Here is a 15,777-nt window from a genome sequence, read left to right on the forward strand (position 1 = left end):
GCATTGTCGCATAAAACCCATTATCTGTCCGCCAGTTCCGCGACAGGCTGTGCGTTGCGCATGGCGGGGCTCCCGCGCAACCAAATCATGCCTCGCGCATTGCTGGGCATGGATGACAGGAAGCCTTACGAAACACCCCAATGGCGGCCCGGAAATGAAGGCCGCGAAGCTATGTGCTGTTCCTTCTGCGGCGGTCGCGACCACCGCTACGAGGAATGCCCGCAAAGGGCCGATCCGCCTGCCGCGACGTCCGAGGATGACGCGGTAAGATCTTGCTGACCCGGCCATTGGCCCGTTGCGAAAACTTGCACCATATCAGGTCAGACTATCATATCAGGTCAGACTGGGCCGCATGGGCATGATGCCTTGGCCTCGGGTTCCCGGCACGCTGTTGCGGACGCGGTCGGCGAGTAGGGCCAAGCATGCCTTCAGTCAACGTGACGGCCGCGTTGTCCGGATCGGCTGACGGCCTTGCCGGCGCCAGCGACGCTTCCAGCTGGCGGGAGGGAAGTGGCCAACCTTTTCGGCCGACGGACGTTGTTCCTGCGAAGGGAAGGCCGCCGTGGGCGGCCGCGCAAGAAAAGGAGGCCGGGATGAAACCTCTCGCCATCGCGTCCCTGATATTGGCGCTGGCAGTGCCGGCGGCGGCACAGACGCAGCCGAATACCGACAGCCAGGCGAAACAGACCGACAAGTGCCGTGCACAGACGGATCAAGGCGGCAAACAGCCGCTTGGCGGCGGCAATTTGACCGAAAAGCTCAATGATTGCGGCGGCGTGCTGAAGCCGCCGCCCACCGGCGACCAGGGCATGGCCGCGCCGGCGCCTGACGAAGGCAATACACCGATCATCAAGCCGGGCGAAGTGCCGGCGCAGCCGCCCCAGAAGTAAAAGCCAATTCGTCTGCATTGCTGGGCGGAGGAACCTCGTACAATGCCAAACGTTTCTTTTTGACAATTGGATTTGAAAGGAACGGATCGTGAGAGATATTGTCATCACCGCCACGTTTCTTGCTTCCATCGCCATCGTGATCGCCTTGATGCTGATGGCGCCGAAGAGTTTCGGGTTCGAGACTTCCCATCCGATCGTGAGCGGCGATCTGCCTACCCCATAATCAGGAGCGGTTCGGCAACAGAAAGGCAGGCGGGAATTCGCCTGCCTTTCTGTTCTTGAAACCGGACTGTTTCTTTGTCCTGGCGCGATTGCGGACGGAAAACCGCTACGCGATCTTACCGGAACTGCTCTAGCGAACGAGGAGGCCGGCGTGATCGCACAGCGCCGTGAAGGCCTCCTGTGCCTGAGCCGCGCCGGCATTGCTTTCGAGCGCCGCCTCGATCTTTTCGCGCGCGGCCTGATAGAAGGGACCGCGCTTGGCATGCGGCCAGTCGATCAGGATTTCACTGGCGTCCTGAAGCGTGGTCACCTCACGGATCGTGTCCGAGCCGTGGGGCTTGATCCGCATCGGGGTCGGCAGCATCAAATCGGCCATTGGTTTTGCCCGCTATTGCAGGATCCGCGCTTCGCGCGCGGCGTCGATCATTGCCTCCATCGCCTTTTCCGGCGCCGTCCAGCCGTCCAATGCATCGCGGCAGCTGCGCCACGCCGCCCGGTATCGCCGGCCCCGGCCGGCCGGCCAGTCGCCGAGGCATTCCAGACCCTCCCAGGCGCTGCGCACCACGCGCTCCCGCTCGGGGGCGAATTTCAGGCGGATTGGTCGGGGAAACATCTTGTCGTTCAACGGTGGTCTCCGTGACTGGTAATGTCGCCCAGCCGAGCTGCGTTTTCTGGAGAACGCCATGCAGGAAGGGCGGCGGATAACGCCGCCGACAACGGAGGGTTCCAATCCCGAAAAATCAATTTTCAGTCGTGCGCGACGGCGTCCGACAGAGGTCTGGCCGCCGGCAAATCGGCGTCTGGCGCCTCCGGCCGGTCATGCTCGAACTGTTCGGTGCCGGGCAAGGCATGCAGCCAGGCCTCGCGCCGGCCGATCCACAATTCGTACTCGGGAGTAAGGTCGGTCGGCGCGACGTCGAGGCTGCCAAGCATCACCTCGGCCTCCTTGTCGCTAACCCAGGCAAGGCGGCCGCCGCAGGTCGGGCAAAAGCTGCGCGTGCCATAGGAGGCAACTTCGCCCGATGTCTCGAAAGCGTCGCGCGGCCAGATGGCAAAGGCCGAATAGACCGAGCCGCCCGCCTTGCGGCAGTCCTTGCAGTGGCAAAGACCGACCCGCGACGGCCGGCCGGTGACAACGAACTGCACGCCGCCGCACAGGCAACTGCCGGTCCTGCGTGTCGTGTCGGACATGATAGCGGCTCCTCCGTCAGTCTGGCCTCCGTCAGGCTGGCCCCGTCACTCTGGCTTCATCAGTCTGGCATGCCGCCGGCTATCCGCGCGCGGCCATGTGGTTGTCAAGCTTCTTCCTCGAAGGGCCGTAGCGCTTGATGATGGTCTGGGCTTCGCTCTGCGGGATGCCGTATTTGCGGGCGAAGGCGGCGACCTCGTAGGTCTCCTCGCTCGAAACCTGCTTGCGGTCCTGTTTGATCTTCGATTTGTCGTCGGGCATGCCGGGCCTCGCTTTCCGTCCGCGGCCGGTCGCGAAGGCGTCGAACCCTGGTTCGGCACGCGATGCCGCGGTCAGACATAACAGCGATCGACGCCGCTGGTTCCATGGAAGGCGGCGGACGGACCGGATAAGGCCTGCCTGGCGCCGGTCGCAAACGTCCGGTTCAGGCCGAGGGGCAGACGGGGTCGGCGTCGTGCCGGCTGGCGTCGCCGCATTCGGCGCAAGGCGCGCTTACGCCAGGGCAGCCGCGCTGGTGCGTGCCGGCCGGGCAGCAAAGGCCATTGGAACTCGTCCAGCGCGGGCATTGGAAAACCTGCCCGGTGCCACCGCAGCCACTGCATTCCATAACCGGTGACCGGACCAGAGGGGACTCCGTCCCCAATCTGACGCTCGCGCCCAATTTTTTTTATCCACCCAACACTGCACCGGTTATACCAGTGCATTAGCCCCACCTTGACCATAGCACGATCATGGTTACGGACAAGTTCGTGATTTCGTCAGCGCCGCATGACGCGGCGCGCCGATGGCCAAGGCCTTGGCCGGATTCTCCCTCGAACGCTGGGTACATCAGCTGGCAAGCCGGAATCGGTTGTGTCGGATTGGCCAGGGGACAGGCGGGGAAAAATTTGCCGAGGCCTGTCGGATCGGTGCCCGGCGGCGCGTCCTGTGGGCGAACCAAACTGGAGAACGACCATGCCCTCGCAAATCGCTCAATCGCCGTGGCAGACCGCGGCCCTTCTCATTGCTCGCCTGATCTTCGCCGCCGTCTTCCTCATAGCGGCGACCTTCAAGTTCATGGGCATGGGTGCCACCGCGGGCTACATCGCCGCCGCCGGTTTTCCGTTTCCGCTCTTGCTTGCCTGGTGCGCGGCGATCCTGGAGGTTGCGCTGGTGCTGTGTTTCCTCAGCGGAGCCTTCTTCTCGCAGGCGGCCCTTATCGCCGCGGCCTATGTGCTGTTCCTGGGCTTTGCCTTCCACGGCCCCAGCCACTGGGCCGGCAACCAGGCCGAGTTCGGCTTTTTCGTCGACCATTTTTCCTTCCTGGCCGGGCTGCTGTTCGCGGCGGTGCACGGACCGGGAAGGATGCTGGCGCTGAACCTGGGATGGCCGGGCAGGGCGTGAGGCCGAGACCGCCAGTCTCGGCCGATGCGGCCCAGGCCGGTCTGGGTTCACATCTGGTCGTTATAGGCCTCTTTCATCTGGCCCACCATGCGGGCCAGTTTCGAAAAGGAGGGTATGTCCGCTTCCGGCTGACACTGGTTGGCCAGTTCCAGCAGCCTGATGGGAAAATTGACGGCGTCCCTGCTCGACGACGACATGCCTTCGGATCGTTCCTCGCTGGTCTCGCTGGCTTCGGCTTTGCGCAAGGCGATGTCGATTTCCTCGGCCGACAGCACCCCCTTTCGGACAAGGGCGTGGTTGATGGCGGCGATGGCCATCAGCAGACCTTCGATTTGCAGATTGGCGACGTTCATGGTTTTGCTCTCATTCGATGGATTCCAAACGCATGAAGGCCTATTCCGATCCGGATGACGGTGCGATGGTCCCTTGATCGGGCGGCTGACGTTCCATCGGGCGCGCCGCGATGGAGCCGCGTGTCCGCGATGCCTTGTGCGGGAAAAGAGACTATACTGGCGCGGGCCGGGTAGGAAGCAGGAGGTGTGTATGCGACTTGCTCTAGCCTTTGGTTTTATCATGGCGATGACGACGGCCGCGTCCGCCGGCATGACGATGACGTTCGAATGGGGGCCGACAGCCAAGTGTTTTGATCCGAAATCGCCGCCGATAACACTCTCGGGCGTTCCCGCCGGGACGAAGACCCTGGCGTTCAGGATGACCGACCTGGACGCGCCCGACTTCAAGCATGGCGGTGGGCAGGTGGCCTTCGCTGGCCAGAAAACCTTGCCCTACGGAACCTTCAGCTATCGCGGGCCATGCCCGCCCAAACCGCATACCTACGAGATCTCGGCGAGGGCGCTCGATGGCACAGGTAAGATCCTCGCCACGGCGAAGGCGCGAAAGCGTTTTCCGTGACACTGAAGTTTAACGCGTGGGTGGGGGCCGGGTCGGGATCGTGAGCCATCTCGCCGGTTTGACGCAATCCGGGCGGAAACCGGCCGCGCACTTTTCCCGGGCTGCTGAAAAACCGGCATGCATGTCAGACTCGGATCACGCCGTTTTGAGGCGATGTGAATTTTTTCCTAATTGTATACGTGACAAAGTATGGGCGATTCCATAGGGGTAGCCGTTGCGTGACAGGCCGGGAATCCGCATAGATCAATCATGCGGGTGACTGACGTAATCAGACCGAGAAAAGCAAGCGTCGCGTTCTCTCTGTGGAGCGACGAGAAGCTGAAAGCCAAGGACTTCCCTCTCAGTAAGAAGAGAGGGAAAGCCTATCCTCTTACCCGTCGATACCGATGGCAGACCATAAGCTTTACTACCAAGGGGCGTGGCTATAGGGTGCTAGTCGCGTATCACACCCTTGTTCCAGAGTTTATCGCCACACTCGGCGAGGAAGTCGGTGGGGATTTCCGAGTGTTGGCGAGGTGGGAGTTTCACGCAACTCATGGCGGTTGGCATGTGCATACCGTTTGCGGCGACACTGACAACTTGTCAGTAGGGATCGTAAAGCCGTCAGGAACCAAGCGCATTCCTGAACCGAAGTCCTATCATCGCCACATGAAAATGCTTAACGATGGTCATGCTATGGGTGATACGGTCGCTACGGCGATTGCGTGCAGCCTTGTCGGTATAGATCAGCAACCCGATATATTCGTGATAGACGCGATGCCATGGGCCTGAAGGAGCAAATATGCAGGGCGTTCTGCGAGAACGTCCAAGTGACTGCCTTTGACGGCGGTGTGGCTATTTGCACGCCCTATCAAAACTTCGTTTCGGGAGACCTAATCGGCATATACGCGCTTGGTCCCAAGGCCGGGGTTTACCGCATTGTCGATAACGCCCTCACGCTAGCCTTCCTCGAAGCTGAAGGCGCCACGATGGACGCTGCCAGCCGCCGGGAGGCATTGTCCCAGATACTTGAGCAGCATGGGGCCGCCTATGACGAGGAAATGGGGGAAATTTTTAGAGAAGGCATAGCAGAAGCTGATCTGCCAAAGGCCATCCTCGAATTTTCGGCCCTGCTGCTTCGCTTGAACGATCTGGTTCTTTTGACAGTAGAGCGCGTAAAGAATGCGTTCGAGGACGATGTGAGGGCCGCAATCAGGGAAGAGATGGACAAACGCCATGTCCGCTATGTCGAGGGCCAACCGGTTTCTCCCGATTTGGCGGACGTGACGCCAGATATGGTTTTCTATCCGGACAACCGAGACCCCGTCGCGCTCTTTATCGCCACCAACGAATCCAAGCTTTGGCAGGCAATGCTATTGCGCGTCATGGCAGAAAGCGTAGTGCACCAACCTCTATCGGTGGTGGCCGTGCTGGAGACAGAGAACTCAATCAGCCAGAAAGTGCGCCTTCAGGCAGACAACCGACTTGATGCGCTGCCCAGATACAAAAGTGGTCCTCATGACACGATCCAACGAATCGCCCGCGTCGTCGTCGGCAACGAAGCGGCAAGCGTCCACTGACACTGAACGGTTCAACGACACGCTTAAGCGAATGCTGAAAACGCCGCCGAAGCCTACGGTGAAAAGCACAAAGCCAAAGTCGGCTCCCGCAAAAAAAGCTTCTCGCTCTTAACTGCGGATAAAGAACATTTGTCCCCGATTTACTTTCAATGCCTTGGCAAATTCTGTGGAAAAGATCACGGGCGTCTAGGAGTCGCATTTCGATTTCTTTCGAAGGGCAATTAAGCATCTCGCCTTCTGCTTAGGCGAGACCGGCTTCACCAATCCGCCGATAGGTAAGGCGCTTGCCTTCGATCATTGCAAGCAACTGGTCGTGGCGCTCGGTGTCGGTGACCTTAAGCGCCGTGCGGCGATTATAGCGGAAATCGAACTCGGCCAAGTAGCGGTGAAGATGAGCCTCGCCGCAATGCTGATAGACGCCGATCATGCCGCGCTTGAAGACTGAGAACACGTTCTCAATCGTATTGGAATTTTTTCCTAGGAAATCGTTGACCGGCTGAGGGCAGCCATGCTACATATTTGGCCATGGTGCTGATTTGCGCCAATGACCCGCCGCCGAGGCGGGTTTTGTGTTTCTGGCTTTGCGGCCTCGGCTGCAATTTGCGCGCCAGCGCTCTACCGCGCCCCCCTCTGTCCTGCCGGACATCTCCCCCACAGGTGGGGAGATTGGCCGTCATCCCGGCTTTCGCCAATCGCCCAGGCCGCCAGATCGGGCGAGGCGCCCGAACTGCAATTCCCCCCAGAAGGGGAGGCAGGACAGAGGGGGGCGCGACAGAACTTCTGCGAGATGTGAGAACCCTCATGCCACGTTACGCCACCATCATCACCGACGATGACGGCCGCGAGGTCGTCAGCGCCATTGGCGAGTTCGAGGACGCGGCGCCGCAAGCGCGCCTGGGCCGTATCGAACAAGTCGCATCCGGCGTGCTGATCGGCATGATGCGGGACGCGGCCGGTGGCTTTTGCTTTCCGCGACCGGGCAGCGGCGCGCGCCTTGTTGGCCTTACCCTGGCGGGGCTCAGGGCCCGAACCAAGGCGACGAAGCCTGCCGGGACGGCAAAGCCGAGGAAGCCCAGGAAGAAGGCTGCCCGCTCGAGGAAACCGGCAAGGCGGGTGCCGAAGGCGGGCAGGGCGGTCTCCGCCAGCGATATCGCCGTAAACGCGATGGGCGAGGCCAATGGCTGATGAAGTCGCCGCCAGGCCGGCGCGCGGCAGGGCAAGGCGAAAACCCGTAGCCCCCCCGGCCTCTGCCCCCAAACCCCGCCCGAAACGGTCGAAGAAAACGCTTGGCGACGACTTTCTCGCCGCGGTGCGCACCGATTTCCGCGCGCACGGTGCCGGCGTCATCGCCGAGGTGCGGGCCGACAAGCCGGACCAGTATCTGAAGATCGTGCTTTCGGTGCTGCCCAAGGATTTCGATGTTGCCGTCAACCAACTGGATGCCCTGAGCGATGAGGAGATCCGCAACCGCATCCGCGCCCTCGAGGCCGTCGTCAGGCCGTTCCTCGACGAAACCGCTGAGCTCGGCGCGGATGGAATATCTGGCGCTGTTGGCGGAGCTTGACCGCCGGCGTCGCTCCAACCAACTGGCCTCTTATGAGCCGTATCGGCGGCAGGCGGAGTTTCACGCGGCAGGCGCGCAAAACCGCGAAAGACTGTTCATGGCCGGCAACCAGCTCGGCAAGACCCGGGCCGGCGGCGCGGAATGGGCCATGCATCTGACCGGCCGCTACCCCGGCTGGTGGCAAGGCAAGGTCTTCGATACGCCGGTCCGCCTGTGGGCCGCGGGCGTGACCGGCGAAGGCACGCGCGACAACCCGCAGCGCGTGCTGGTCGGCCCGCCGCAGCAGCAGGCGGCCTGGGGCACCGGCATGATCCCGGCCGATGCCATCGTCGACACCATCATGGGCCGCGGCGCCCCTGGCGCGCTCGACAGCGTCGTGGTGCGCCATGGCGGCGGCGGCGATTTGCAGGCGGGCGAGAGCGTGCTGTCATTCAAGAGCTTCGAAAAAGGCCGCGAGAAATGGCAGGGCGAAACGCTGCACGGCGTCTGGTTCGACGAGGAACCGCCGCTCGACATCTATTCCGAAGGGCTGACCCGCACCAATGCGACCGGCGGCATCACCATCGTCACCTTCACGCCGCTGCTCGGCATGAGCGACGTGGTGCTGTTGTTTTTGTCGGCGGGTGAGGTGGAGAAGATGGGGTGAGCGGTTCGATCATTCACGCAAGCCCCTCAAATCCATCCGTCAAGCAGAACCGTTTCTAAACCAGTGGTGCCTAGCCCTGCGAAGGATGAACAGCGAGCGAGTAGCGGCGGTTAGGTTCGACAGGCAGGCCTTGCTGCTTCTGTGCGGATTGCTCGCAGCCTGCAACGGCGGCGACTGGCGCGCCAATGCGATCTCGGCAGCCGAGGACAAGATGCGCGTTGAGGTGAACGACAGCTCGGCCACCTTCTCCCATATCCAGCTCACTGGTGACAGTTCGAGCGGCCAAACCTGCGGCGTCGTGCGCGCCAAGGCCGGCAGTGGTTGGAAAAACGTCCGCTTCATTGTCTATATCGACAACACGGCGGGCCCTTATGTGGAGGCAGGACTTGGCCGCCAGTCGATGTCGAGGCCCGATTTCGATTGGGCCTGGCAGAATGACTGCCTCAACGAGGGCTACAAATCCTGAGTTTGACCGTGGCTGCGGCATTGTAAGACCTGATGACGCTTAGCCGGGCGGCATTCACTTTCGCCCGCAAGGTCGGCGCCGATCTCGGCTTCGTCGAGCCACCTCTCCCCCACATGCGTGGGGCGAGGAACCCAAGCCTGCGGAGGCCTCGATGTCCCGTCACGTCACCTTCATGACCATCGACGATGCCGAGCATTATTCGCCAGACGAGCGCGCAGCGATCGTCGCCGCCTACCCCGTGCATGAGCGCGAGGCGCGGGCGCGTGGCATTCCGGTGCTGGGTTCGGGGCGCATCTTCCCGGTGGCCGAGGCGCTGATCGCCTGCGAGCCGTTTCGGCTGCCGCGCTACTGGCCGCGCATCGGGGCGCTTGATTTCGGCTGGGACCATCCCTCGGCCGCGGTCGAACTCGCCTGGGACACGGAGGCCGATGTCGTCTATGTCACCAAGGCCGCCAGAGCCTCGCGGCAAACACCGGCCATGCAGACGCTGACGCTGAAGCCCTGGGGCGAATGGCTGCCATGGGCATGGCCGCGCGACGGCCGCCGCGAAACGCTGGAGGGCGCGGGCACCGCGCTGGCCAAGCAATATACCGCGCATGGGCTCAACATGCTGCCCGGCCACGCCCGCTTTGCCGACGGCTCGGTGTCGGTCGAGGCCGGTCTGATGGAGATGCTCGACCGCATGCAATCCGGGCGCTTCAAGGTGTTTTCCACGTTGATGGACTGGTTCGAGGAGTTCAGGCTTTTCCATCGCAAGGACGGTCAGGTTGTAAAACTGCGAGACGATTTGATGGCCGCGACACGCTACGGCGTGATGATGCTGCGCGAAGCGGTGGTCGATCCCTCGGAATTCAAGGCGGCGCGGCGGAAGGCGGGGCAGAGCGATCCGCTGAGCGCGTTCAGATAAGGGCGGGCTCTCCACACACATGGTCATCCTCGGGCTCGACCCAGCGTGGCGTCCCCTCAGGTCGCGCCATGAATCCTATGGTCCGCGCGCGTCGCTTCGCTCCTTGCTCTGCTCAGGGATGACCAAGGCAATGCGCCGCTGACATCTGTCATCCCGGCACACAATTCGCCGCTCTCTCCGAAATCCTCAATCCGACAAACCCCCAGAACGCGACACGGCGTGCGCGATCCGGCCGTGCCGCGATCGCCGGCGCCGCGCGCCCTTTTTTCAAAACCAGTTTGGGCAGGCAACGCCAATGGTACACATCATTCCTCTCTCCGTTGGTCAGCGCCGGCGCGATAAGGGCAACGCGTCGGCAAATGCCGACGCTTCGCCGGCGGGCGGGGCCACGGCTCCGCTCGACGGCTATTGGCAGGCTGTTGCCGAGCACTATGAGCGGCGCCAGGCGCAGCAGCAGGCCTTCGACACCGAGATCGCGGCCCGCAGGCTGAACGGCGAGATCGCCAAGACCGAAGCCGATGCCGTGGCCAACGCCCCGGCCGACGGCGCCGGCCTGCACGACACCGTCTACGGCCAGGTCAATCCGCACACCGGCCAGGTGGTGAAGACCGGGCAGTTCGACACGCTGTTCGACACTTTCGTGAAGCAGGCACCGCCTGAAGTGGGCGCTGGCCTTGCCAGCCGCAAGGAAGCGCTGCGTGACGCGGGCTCCACGCGCATGGCGATGCAGCAACTCCAGCGCCGCAAGCAATATGAACAGACCCAGTGGTTTAAGGTCGAAGCCGCCGAGCTCAACACCATCGCGCAAAGCGATCCCAACGACACCGCCGCTTTCGACGCCACCCGCCAGACCGGTCTCGATCTTCTCGCCAAGATGAACCTCGATCCGCAGATCAGGCTGCAGGCGGAAGCCGCATGGCGCGCCAGCACCGCGAAGGCGCGCATGCAAGCGCTGATCGCGCAGGACCCGCGCCGCGCCGCCGAGATGCTGAGCGCGATACCGGTGGCGAGCGACCCGCAGGCCGGTGACACTCGCGGCGGTTTGTCGTCTGATGACATTCGGCGGTTGGTCGGCCAGGCGCACACCGCGACAGTGAGCCGACTGGTCGAAACGCGCGCCAATATCGACCTCGCATCGCAGAATGCCCCGGATGCGATCGCCAATGCGGGCAACTATTCCGGCGCAATGCCAAGCTCCACGAATTTCGTGGACGTTTACGGCGAGGAGGAGGGTGGCAAGCGCTACCAGGAGTTCAGTCGAAAGATTGACGCTGGTCGCCAAGCCTTCGCCATGCGCACCATGCCGAACCAGGCGATCCACGCGGCGTTGCGCGATGCCGAGCCTGGCCCTGGAAGTTCCGACGAAGACCACCTCCGATATCAGGTTACGGCTGCTGCTACCCTCAAGACTCTGCGCGAGAGGCGGGCAGATCCTGCGGGCTATGTTCGCGAAGTCTTTCCCAATATCGACGCCGCGTGGAGCGACGTCACTGGCCAAGCCGGCAAGTCAGAGATTAACAATCGGGAGGCATACAATCGGGCGATCGCCCTCTCTGTTGCTGCGCAACTGCAACTGGGTATCGAGGATCCTCAACCTCTACCAGCGGCTGTTGTCCAAAGCATCGCCGACGACTTCAGCAGGAACGATAGACCGCAGGCTGATAGGGCCGCCGTCCTAAGTGACCTTCTGGCGGCAGCGCCCGACCCAGGGACCCGGAAAGCCTTATCTCTGCAATTAGACCGAGCTGGCCTTTACCAACCAGCCGAGATCGATCCGATCACCACTGCCGCGACAGGGCAGCAATCGCCTACTTCGGCGAGCGCCGACGAGCCCAAGTCCGCATTTCGACAGGCCGCGGAGGACTTCGGCAACTATCTCAGCGAGGGTTTCGAATCCCTGGGCCGAGCGCCGCACGACATTGGGCTGGCTCTCCGGGACCTGCGCGATTCCCCTTTGGATTTCCTTGAGCAGCTGCCCGCCACCCCTGGCTCAGGGGCGGTCGCCGAAGGGCGCCTGGCATCGGAGGTGGTCGGCGAAGCCGTTGCAAAAGGCTTGGCCATCGTCCGCAGCAGGACCGGCAGGTTTGGCAAGCCCCTGGAGGAGTTTGCAACAAGCGGTTCGCGCGCCACATCAGAGCTTGCCGCCGAGGGGACGATTGCTCGCCAAGCCGCCGAGACGAAGTCTCTGATCAAAGCAGCAGAAGATGCCGCCTACCGTGTGAGCATGGGCGCCAAACCCTGGAAGGAGAAGTTGTCGTACACCATGCTGCGGAGCGGCAGGTGTGGGAAAGATATCCAGACCTTTTTGCTGCAGATGAAATGCACTCTCTTCAAAATCTTAGAGGTATCCCAAAAGGACTAGATAGCCTTTTGCACAAGATCGTTTTTCGATTCGAGTGGGATCAATTTTACGAGGCGCACCCCGAGGCAACCCGTCGGCAAGTGCTGGACTACGTGACTTATATCGATCAGAAATATGGACATCTGTTCAATCCCCCGATAGGTGAGTGATGCAATACTTTAGAATACGGCCGAACGTCGCTGGCGGGATTGGCAAAAACACCGTTCTCGACCGGAGCGTCCACCCGCCAGTCGTGACCAGGCTTCACTATGTGGTAGAGGGCTGGTTCGGCGATGTGATCGTTGCGACATTCCCCTGTTTTCTCGTCACTCAGGACACCCAGCGCGCACTGCAGAAGATGGGCTTTTCAGGTGCAACGTTCGCCGACGCTGAGGTGACTATCTCGGAAGAGTGTCAAGAGGATCAACCTGGGTTGGAGCTGCCACCCTTTGTCTGGCTGAAAGTAAACGGCAAGGCCGGGCGCGACGACTTCGGGATCGCGGTACCCTTTCGCCTGGTCATTTCGGAACGCATTCTTGACCTGTTTGAATCGTTGGGCATTCCGTTTGCGGTGGTTGAGCCCTACGATGGCTAAGTAGCAATTGGACCAGTTGCCGTGGTTCGAGGAGTTCAGCTTTTCCATCGCAAGGATGGTTAGGCAGCCGCGCGTCGATTTGATGCCCGCGACCCCCTACGGTGGGATGATGCTGCGCGAAGCGGTGGTCGATCCGGGGGAATCCAAGGCAGGACGCAAACGGGCTGTCGGGCAGAGCGACCCGCCGGGCGCGTCTCGGTAGGGAACTACTTCATTTCGTCATTCGGGCTTGACCCGAGAATCCATGCTGGGATCTCCAGCACCTCAATCACCCCTATCAGATTCCGCAGCGTGGTGGCGTCCCCTCAGGTCGCGCCATGAATCCTACTGTCCGCGCGCGCCGCTTTGCTCCTTGCTCTGCTCAGGGCTGACCAAGGCAATGCGCCGCTGATATCTGTCATCCCGGGACGCACTTCGCCGCTCTCTCCAAAATCCTCAATCCGACAACCCCCAAGAACGCAGCGTCGGCGTGTGCGCGATCCGGCCGTGCCGCGATGGCCGGCGCCGCGCGTCCTTTTTTCAAAACTAGTTTGGGCAGGCAACGCCAATGGTACACATCATTCCTCTCTCCGTTGGCCAGCGCCGGCGCGATACAGGCGATGCGACGGCGTATGCCGACGCTGCGCCGGCGGGCGGGACGCCGCCTCCGCTCGACGGCTATTGGCAGGCTGTTGCCGAGCACTATGAACGGCGCCAGGCGCAGCAGCAGGCCTTCGACACCGAGATCGCGGCCCGCAGGCTGGACGGCGAGATCGCCAGGATCGAGGCCGAGGCCGTGGCCAACGCACCGGCCGACGGCGCCGGGCTGCACGACGCCGTCTACGGCCAGGTCAATCCGCACACCGGCCAGGTGGTGAAGACCGGCCAGTTCGACACGCTGTTCGACACCTCCGTGAAGCAGGCGCCGCCTGAAGTCGGCGCTGGCCTTGCCGGCCGCAAGGAAGCGCTGCGCGACGCGGGCTCCACGCGCATGGCAATGCAGCAACTCCAGCGCCGCAAGCAATATGAACAGGACCAGTGGTTTAAGGTCGAAACCGCCGAGCTCAACACCATCGCGCAAAGCGATCCGAACGACACCGTCGCCTTCGACGCCACCCGCCAGACCGGTCTCGATCTTCTCGCCAAGATGAACCTCGATCCGCAGATCAGGCTGCAGGCGGAAGCCGCCTGGCGCGCCAGCACCGCGAAGGCGCGCATGCAAGCGCTGATCGCGCAAGACCCGCGCCGCGCCGCCGAGATGCTGAGCGCCGGACCGGTGGCGAGCGACGGCATGGGCGAGACGGTGCGGATGCAGCTGGGGACCGCACGGCAAGGGGAGGTAGCCCAGGCATTCGGCGAAGCAACTTCGCCAGATGGCGAGACAGCCATGCCTCTCGACGCGCTCACCTACCTAAAGCCAGGTGATATTGCGGCGCTGAAGGACCAGGCCAACAACGCCACCGCGGCCCAACTGATCGGTGCCAAAGCGCGGGTCATGCTTGCCGAGCAGAACGCGCCGGCTGTCATGGCCGCCACCGGAAAATACCCCGAGGAGCAGCCGACCGCGCAGGATTTCGTCAATGTCTACGGTGCCGACGAGGGCCCGAACCGTTTCGAAAAATTCCGGATAACGACCGACGTCGCCAAGACGTACTCCGACATGTACCCGGTGTCGAACCAGGCGATACATGCCGAGCTTCGGGATCTCGAACCTGGACCGGAGGGATCACCGGAGGAGCGTGAACGGTACGAGGTAAAGGCCGGCGCTGCCCAGCTGATCATGGCGGCCCGCGACGCCGATCCCGTCGCCTACATCAGCCAATTGTTTCACGGCAACGCTCCGGATTGAGGCAGGGTCTCGACGCCTCAGGATTTCCAGGCAGCCATCGCGTGGGCCAGGGCTGCCCAGCAGCAGTTGGGCTTCAGCAAGGTGTTGGCCGTTCCGCAGGAACTCGCGGACAGCGTTGGGGCAAGATATGTCGATGAGAGCGTGCCGCTGCAGCAGCGCATCATCGAGTTGAGCGATAAACTCAAGGCAGTGCGCGACCCGGAGGCTCGCTTCGCCTTCGCCGGACAGGTTTTCCGGTCCGCCTTGGCCCGCCTGCGTCAGAACGCGGCAGGCAATCCGAGCTTTGCGCCATCCGAGCTCGCAGCCAGGGGAAAAGCCCTTGAGGCCGATCTGATCAAGATGGCCGCGCATCCCGCCCGGGTGCGGTTCGACGCCGGCTCATGGTGGCAAAAGCCGCTTGCGGCCACGAACGACGTCGTCAGGCTCATGGCCAACGGCGCAACATTCGGTCAGTCTGACAAGTTCACCGCCGGAATGCACTCGCTCGTCTCCGACAAGAGCTATGACGAGCTGCTGGCAGCCGAACAAGCCGAAACCGAAGACGCAGAGGATCGTGCCGGGTCGGCTGGCGTAGCCGCAAATCTACTTGGCGCTTTCGCCACCGGTCATGGCCTTCAAAGCGCGGGCCTGACCTTCACGGGAAGACTTGGGGCCGAAGGCCTCAAGGGCCTGCCGGGCCTTTTCGCAAGAAGCGCTACCGCCGCTGCCGACGGCGCGATGTTTGGAGGTGTCGATGCGGCGCTGAACGGTCGCGACATCGTGCGCGAGATGGCTACCGGAGCGCTTTTGGGGGCTGGCGGCAATGTCCTCGCCGAGGGGCTTGGCGCGATTGGTCGGCAGATAGCGACGAGAATCGCGAGGGAGTCGCGTCCCGCTGTCTTCGACGCAGAAGGTGTCGTCGCGCCGCAACCCTCGCTAGCAGTAGCCGAAGATGCTCGCGCTTCTACGCGACAAACTGTGGATTCAATCGGTGATACCGAAAATAGTCCGGCGGCAGGAGATATTGGGACGGGTGCATTTAGCCTGGTCCACCCGGGACGTTACAAATCCAATAAGGCGTTGCGAAAGGAATGGGAGCAGAAGCACGGACAGCCTTGGCCCAAAGACCCAGATACCGGCCGGAACATGGATGTGTCGCACGAAATTCCGCTGTCCGACGGCGGGCCAGATCACATATCAAACATTCGACCCCGTACTAGGGCAGACCACATAAAACGGCACCAGGATGCCGGCGACTATGTGCGCTGGTCCAATCGAAGATACCAAGGGAGTTAG

The 15,777-nt window shown here is 62.4% G+C and carries 18 protein-coding genes and 2 pseudogenes; 14 read left to right on the forward strand and 6 right to left on the reverse strand.

The genetic code is table 11. The features are described 5' to 3' along the window. Nucleotides 1-593 precede the first annotated feature (593 nt). Nucleotides 594-890, forward strand: a complete 297-nt coding sequence (locus FJ938_RS15120; RefSeq protein WP_140613193.1) for a hypothetical protein — start codon at nt 594-596, stop codon at nt 888-890. Between the two features lie 88 nt (nt 891-978). Continuing rightward, nucleotides 979-1,113, forward strand: coding sequence for a hypothetical protein (locus tag FJ938_RS30280; RefSeq protein ID WP_281407119.1), 135 nt, complete (start codon nt 979-981; stop codon nt 1,111-1,113). 129 nt (nt 1,114-1,242) lie between these two features. On the opposite strand, the gene FJ938_RS15125 is transcribed toward FJ938_RS30280, so the two are convergent. The 4 genes from FJ938_RS15125 to FJ938_RS15140 all read right to left on the reverse strand — a co-directional run bounded on the left by FJ938_RS15125 (nt 1,243) and on the right by FJ938_RS15140 (nt 2,562). Continuing rightward, the gene (locus FJ938_RS15125; protein ID WP_140613192.1) at nt 1,243-1,488 is read right to left on the reverse strand and encodes a DUF982 domain-containing protein; all 246 of its coding nucleotides are present in this window, start codon (nt 1,486-1,488) and stop codon (nt 1,243-1,245) included. A 12-nt stretch (nt 1,489-1,500) separates the two neighbouring features. Further along, entirely contained in the window at nt 1,501-1,737 is a 237-nt protein-coding gene (locus tag FJ938_RS15130) for a DUF982 domain-containing protein (RefSeq protein ID WP_140613191.1), read from the reverse strand. 122 nt (nt 1,738-1,859) lie between these two features. Next, a complete protein-coding gene (locus FJ938_RS15135) occupies nt 1,860-2,303 on the reverse strand; it encodes a GFA family protein (RefSeq protein WP_140695008.1) in 444 nt (147 codons plus the stop codon). 79 nt (nt 2,304-2,382) lie between these two features. After that, nucleotides 2,383-2,562, reverse strand: coding sequence for a DUF3606 domain-containing protein (locus FJ938_RS15140; RefSeq protein ID WP_140613189.1), 180 nt, complete (start codon nt 2,560-2,562; stop codon nt 2,383-2,385). A 693-nt stretch (nt 2,563-3,255) separates the two neighbouring features. On the opposite strand from FJ938_RS15140, the gene FJ938_RS15145 reads away from it, so the two are divergent. Continuing rightward, on the forward strand, nt 3,256-3,684 hold the full coding sequence (locus FJ938_RS15145) for a DoxX family protein (RefSeq protein WP_140613188.1): 429 nt from the start codon (nt 3,256-3,258) through the stop codon (nt 3,682-3,684). A 47-nt stretch (nt 3,685-3,731) separates the two neighbouring features. On the opposite strand, the gene FJ938_RS15150 is transcribed toward FJ938_RS15145, so the two are convergent. Further along, entirely contained in the window at nt 3,732-4,037 is a 306-nt protein-coding gene (locus FJ938_RS15150) for a hypothetical protein (protein WP_140613187.1), read from the reverse strand. A 190-nt stretch (nt 4,038-4,227) separates the two neighbouring features. Here FJ938_RS15150 and FJ938_RS15155 point away from each other — a divergent pair, with 190 nt between their 5' ends. Both FJ938_RS15155 and FJ938_RS15160 read left to right on the forward strand, forming a co-directional pair. Then, complete coding sequence (locus tag FJ938_RS15155; protein WP_140613186.1) at nt 4,228-4,596, forward strand: YbhB/YbcL family Raf kinase inhibitor-like protein; 369 nt, start codon at nt 4,228-4,230, stop codon at nt 4,594-4,596. Nucleotides 4,597-5,357: 761 nt separating this feature from the next. After that, on the forward strand, nt 5,358-6,155 hold the full coding sequence (locus FJ938_RS15160; RefSeq protein WP_140695011.1) for a DUF1828 domain-containing protein: 798 nt from the start codon (nt 5,358-5,360) through the stop codon (nt 6,153-6,155). 241 nt (nt 6,156-6,396) lie between these two features. Here FJ938_RS15160 and FJ938_RS15165 read toward each other — a convergent pair. After that, nucleotides 6,397-6,624 (reverse strand): annotated as a pseudogene (locus tag FJ938_RS15165) (transposase); the annotation flags it as partial. A 332-nt stretch (nt 6,625-6,956) separates the two neighbouring features. Between FJ938_RS15165 and FJ938_RS15170 the strand changes: the two are divergent. The 9 genes and pseudogenes from FJ938_RS15170 to FJ938_RS15210 all read left to right on the forward strand — a co-directional run bounded on the left by FJ938_RS15170 (nt 6,957) and on the right by FJ938_RS15210 (nt 15,777). After that, complete coding sequence (locus FJ938_RS15170) at nt 6,957-7,340, forward strand: hypothetical protein (protein WP_140695014.1); 384 nt, start codon at nt 6,957-6,959, stop codon at nt 7,338-7,340. Further along, nucleotides 7,333-7,719, forward strand: coding sequence for a hypothetical protein (locus FJ938_RS15175; RefSeq protein WP_140695017.1), 387 nt, complete (start codon nt 7,333-7,335; stop codon nt 7,717-7,719). Before FJ938_RS15170 ends, FJ938_RS15175 begins: the two co-directional genes overlap by 8 nt. After that, a pseudogene (locus tag FJ938_RS15180) lies at nt 7,688-8,335 on the forward strand (terminase family protein); the annotation flags it as partial. The gene FJ938_RS15175 and the pseudogene FJ938_RS15180, both read left to right, overlap by 32 nt. 115 nt (nt 8,336-8,450) lie before the next feature. Beyond that, complete coding sequence (locus FJ938_RS15185) at nt 8,451-8,831, forward strand: hypothetical protein (protein ID WP_140695022.1); 381 nt, start codon at nt 8,451-8,453, stop codon at nt 8,829-8,831. 52 nt (nt 8,832-8,883) lie between these two features. After that, nucleotides 8,884-9,738, forward strand: coding sequence for a terminase family protein (locus FJ938_RS15190; RefSeq protein WP_281407085.1), 855 nt, complete (start codon nt 8,884-8,886; stop codon nt 9,736-9,738). 295 nt (nt 9,739-10,033) lie between these two features. Then, nucleotides 10,034-12,100, forward strand: coding sequence for a hypothetical protein (locus tag FJ938_RS29505; protein WP_181169106.1), 2,067 nt, complete (start codon nt 10,034-10,036; stop codon nt 12,098-12,100). Between the two features lie 148 nt (nt 12,101-12,248). Next, complete coding sequence (locus tag FJ938_RS15200) at nt 12,249-12,674, forward strand: hypothetical protein (RefSeq protein WP_140613205.1); 426 nt, start codon at nt 12,249-12,251, stop codon at nt 12,672-12,674. Nucleotides 12,675-13,221: 547 nt separating this feature from the next. Next, nucleotides 13,222-14,502 (forward strand): hypothetical protein, encoded by a 1,281-nt coding sequence (locus FJ938_RS29510; RefSeq protein ID WP_181169107.1) that lies wholly within the window; start codon nt 13,222-13,224, stop codon nt 14,500-14,502. 66 nt (nt 14,503-14,568) lie between these two features. Further along, nucleotides 14,569-15,777 (forward strand): HNH endonuclease signature motif containing protein, encoded by a 1,209-nt coding sequence (locus FJ938_RS15210; protein WP_140695028.1) that lies wholly within the window; start codon nt 14,569-14,571, stop codon nt 15,775-15,777.

The sequence above is a fragment of the Mesorhizobium sp. B2-4-14 genome (genome assembly GCF_006442155.1).
GTDB lineage: Bacteria > Pseudomonadota > Alphaproteobacteria > Rhizobiales > Rhizobiaceae > Mesorhizobium.

What these genes read in the sequence shown, in the direction of transcription:
- FJ938_RS15120 (WP_140613193.1), top strand. Translation starts at nt 594, where the DNA reads ATGAAACCTCTCGCCATCGCGTCCCTGATATTGGCGCTGGCAGTGCCG.
- FJ938_RS15125 (WP_140613192.1), bottom strand. Translation starts at nt 1,488, where the DNA reads ATGGCCGATTTGATGCTGCCGACCCCGATGCGGATCAAGCCCCACGGC.
- FJ938_RS15135 (WP_140695008.1), bottom strand. Translation starts at nt 2,303, where the DNA reads ATGTCCGACACGACACGCAGGACCGGCAGTTGCCTGTGCGGCGGCGTG.
- FJ938_RS15140 (WP_140613189.1), bottom strand. Translation starts at nt 2,562, where the DNA reads ATGCCCGACGACAAATCGAAGATCAAACAGGACCGCAAGCAGGTTTCG.
- FJ938_RS15145 (WP_140613188.1), top strand. Translation starts at nt 3,256, where the DNA reads ATGCCCTCGCAAATCGCTCAATCGCCGTGGCAGACCGCGGCCCTTCTC.
- FJ938_RS15150 (WP_140613187.1), bottom strand. Translation starts at nt 4,037, where the DNA reads ATGAACGTCGCCAATCTGCAAATCGAAGGTCTGCTGATGGCCATCGCC.
- FJ938_RS15155 (WP_140613186.1), top strand. Translation starts at nt 4,228, where the DNA reads ATGCGACTTGCTCTAGCCTTTGGTTTTATCATGGCGATGACGACGGCC.
- FJ938_RS15160 (WP_140695011.1), top strand. Translation starts at nt 5,358, where the DNA reads ATGGGCCTGAAGGAGCAAATATGCAGGGCGTTCTGCGAGAACGTCCAA.
- FJ938_RS15170 (WP_140695014.1), top strand. Translation starts at nt 6,957, where the DNA reads ATGCCACGTTACGCCACCATCATCACCGACGATGACGGCCGCGAGGTC.
- FJ938_RS15175 (WP_140695017.1), top strand. Translation starts at nt 7,333, where the DNA reads ATGGCTGATGAAGTCGCCGCCAGGCCGGCGCGCGGCAGGGCAAGGCGA.
- FJ938_RS15185 (WP_140695022.1), top strand. Translation starts at nt 8,451, where the DNA reads ATGAACAGCGAGCGAGTAGCGGCGGTTAGGTTCGACAGGCAGGCCTTG.
- FJ938_RS29505 (WP_181169106.1), top strand. Translation starts at nt 10,034, where the DNA reads ATGGTACACATCATTCCTCTCTCCGTTGGTCAGCGCCGGCGCGATAAG.
- FJ938_RS15200 (WP_140613205.1), top strand. Translation starts at nt 12,249, where the DNA reads ATGCAATACTTTAGAATACGGCCGAACGTCGCTGGCGGGATTGGCAAA.
- FJ938_RS29510 (WP_181169107.1), top strand. Translation starts at nt 13,222, where the DNA reads ATGGTACACATCATTCCTCTCTCCGTTGGCCAGCGCCGGCGCGATACA.